This is a genomic window from Myroides odoratimimus (assembly GCF_001485415.1).
Taxonomy (GTDB): Bacteria; Bacteroidota; Bacteroidia; order Flavobacteriales; family Flavobacteriaceae; genus Flavobacterium; species Flavobacterium odoratimimum.
Window position 1 is genome coordinate 1 of record NZ_BCMQ01000063.1, and the last position, 2,769, is coordinate 2,769.

The 2,769-nt window shown below is 36.7% G+C and carries 3 protein-coding genes; all 3 read right to left on the reverse strand.

Translation table 11 applies throughout. The annotated features are described in order from the left end of the window. The coding region (locus MODO_RS18855; protein WP_501193396.1) for a TraJ family protein at nucleotides 1-273 on the reverse strand (273 nt) is incomplete at its 3' end. Nucleotides 274-275: 2 nt separating this feature from the next. Then, nucleotides 276-908 (reverse strand): DUF4141 domain-containing protein, encoded by a 633-nt coding sequence (locus tag MODO_RS18860; protein ID WP_059051744.1) that lies wholly within the window; start codon nucleotides 906-908, stop codon nucleotides 276-278. A 27-nt stretch (nucleotides 909-935) separates the two neighbouring features. Beyond that, nucleotides 936-2,769: TraG family conjugative transposon ATPase (locus MODO_RS18865; protein WP_059051746.1), on the reverse strand; the 1,834-nt coding region annotated here is incomplete at its 5' end.

Here is a 2,769-nt window from a genome sequence, read left to right on the forward strand (position 1 = left end):
CGTTCCCTTTACAACAGGACTTAAAACCGTGTTTAAAGTTCCTAGAACAAGGGTTGGAAAAAAAATAATACAAATCCCTAAAGCAAATGGCCTAAGCATCGGATATACATCAATAGGTTCTGCTCTTGCTAAGGCTTGCCATACTTTAATACCAATGTAAAAAAGAGCCCCAAGACCTGCTAAGCTTTTAGCCACCCCTGCCATCTGGGCTGATAGTGGCATCATATCGTAGTAGAGATTCTGAAGTACCTCGTGTAAATTACTCTCTCCCATAGCTACCAGTATTTTTGATTAGAAGTGCCATATAAATCAAGTACTCTTTGGGTATTGTTTTTCTTCTTCGATCTTAAGATGCTAATACCTATATTTTTTCTGGTGTAGTAACTAACAAGGTTGTGATAGTCTTTTACTTCTTTGTAAACCCTATCGATAATATCCATGCGTTCTTTATCATTTAAAGAAAGACTCGAAGCGCTTACAATCTGTTTAAGCTCCTTGACAAGCTCTGTGCTCTCTTGAAGTAATACGGAATACCCATTGGCAATAGCTACAAGCTCCTGTGCAGAGAAGTTTGGGTCATTAAGCATCTTGCCAAAGTTCTTGACATACAGCTCTGAAACTTCTCCTACTAAGAGTACCGTTTGCTGAACCTTCCTCGCATCCTTAACAAGATTGTTTACCGCTTGGAGCTTATCATAATACTCCTTGCCTTGTTTATAGACCTTCTCTACTTCTTTAAAGTTTTTAATGACATTACTTACCGTTGAAGAAGTTTGTATAATCTCATTAGCACTGTTTAATATGCCCGATGCCAAATTAGTGGGATCCGTTACCACCCACTGAGCATTAATCTGTATTGGCAGAATAAGTAGCATAGCTACCATAACTACCTGTAATAGTCTTTTCATGGTGATATGTTTTAATTGATTAATTGTTTACTCATGCTGTTTTTCTTGTACTAAGCGTTTTATAGCCATCTCTACATTACCATCAAGTTCTTTAGCCAGATTCATTACCTCTAATTTTTCAGTCTCTTCTGTGGTATAAGCTAAGTATTCTGAGTAGCTTACTTCTGTAGCATACACTCCTGAGTGAGTACCTCCAAGACCGATCCATACCTCTTTGTAAAGGCGGTTAGGGTTGTTGTTGAGATTAATAGAAAGAATCTGAGCTTTTTCTTTGTCTGTAAGTCCAAGCATAGCTTGTATATCATCAAACTTGTTCATATACTTGCGCTGATCAAGCAGTATTTTACAATCAGAGTTATTAATAATACTCTCCTTTACAATAGGGGATTGAATAATATCATCCACCTCTTGTGTTACTACTATTGCCTCTCCAAAGAACTTTCTAACGGTTTTAAAAAGATAGCGTAGATAATCCGCCATACCCTCTTTGGCTATTGCTTTCCACGCTTCTTCAATTAAGATTAGCTTGCGCTGTCCTTTAAGACGTCGCATCTTATTTATAAATACTTCCATGATGATAATAGTCACTATGGGAAACAGAATTTTGTGGTCTTTTATGCTATCAATTTCAAAGACAATAAAGCGTTTGTTAAGTAAATCAAGCTCGCTTTCTGAGTTTAATAGATAGTCATACTCTCCACCTTTGTAATAAGGCTCTAGTACATTTAAAAAATTAGCTAGATCAAAGTCCTTTTCTCTAACCTTCTTTTGTTCTAACTCAGCTTTGTAATCTGTTTTGATATACTCATAAAAACTATTGAAGCTTGGTTTTACATTGCTATTTTGGAGTTTTTGAATATAACCACTAACTGCGTTTGAAAGCGCTACTTCTTCCGATCGTGAGGGTGGTTGGTCATCGCGCTTCCAAAGAGTTAAAATCAGGGTTTTAATACTCTCTCTTTTTTCAATATCAAATACCCCATCTTCAGTATAAAAAGGATTAAAGGCAATTGGATTTTCTTCGGTGTATGTAAAATACAGCCCATCTTTCCCTTTTGTCTTTGCTTTAATTAACTCACATAAGCCTTGATAAGAATTCCCTGTGTCAACAAGCAGCACATGCGCATTTTGCTCATAGTACTGTCTTACCATATGGTTAGTAAAAAAACTCTTACCACTACCCGATGGTCCCAAGATAAACTTGTTGCGATTAGTAATAATTCCCTTTTTCATAGGTAGATCTGAGATATCTAAATGAATCGGTTTACCAGTTAGTCTATCTGCCATCTTTATCCCAAAGGGAGATAAGGAGTTTTGATAGTTAGTCTCCGCCAAGAAAAAACAAAGTGCAGGCTCTATGAACGTATAAAAGCTCTCTTCACTTGGAAAGTCACTGCTATTGCCTGGCATACCTGCCCAGTAAAGCGTAGCAGCATCCACTGTATTGTGTCTTGGTACGCACTCCATAGAAGCGATAGCACTACCTGAGTCATTTTTAAGCTGTTTAAGCTCATTTGGGTTATCTGACCAAGCCATTACATTAAAGTGAGCTTTAATAGATGTTAGACCTTTACTGTGAGCTTCATTTAAATACTCTTCTATCCATTGCTTGTTAATTTGATTCGCTCTGCTGTATCTAGCAAGTGAGTGCATATTCTTAGCTGACTTTTCAAACTGCTTTAGATTGTAATCACTATCCTCTAAAAACAAATATTGATTGTAGATATGATTACAATTAAGTAAGAGTCCAACAGGAGAGGCAAACGATAAAGCCATACTGCTTTTATCGGTTGATAGTTTTTCATAGCGTGATAAATAAGATACCTCAGTAGGTAAATCATCTGTACTTGAAAGGGTATGT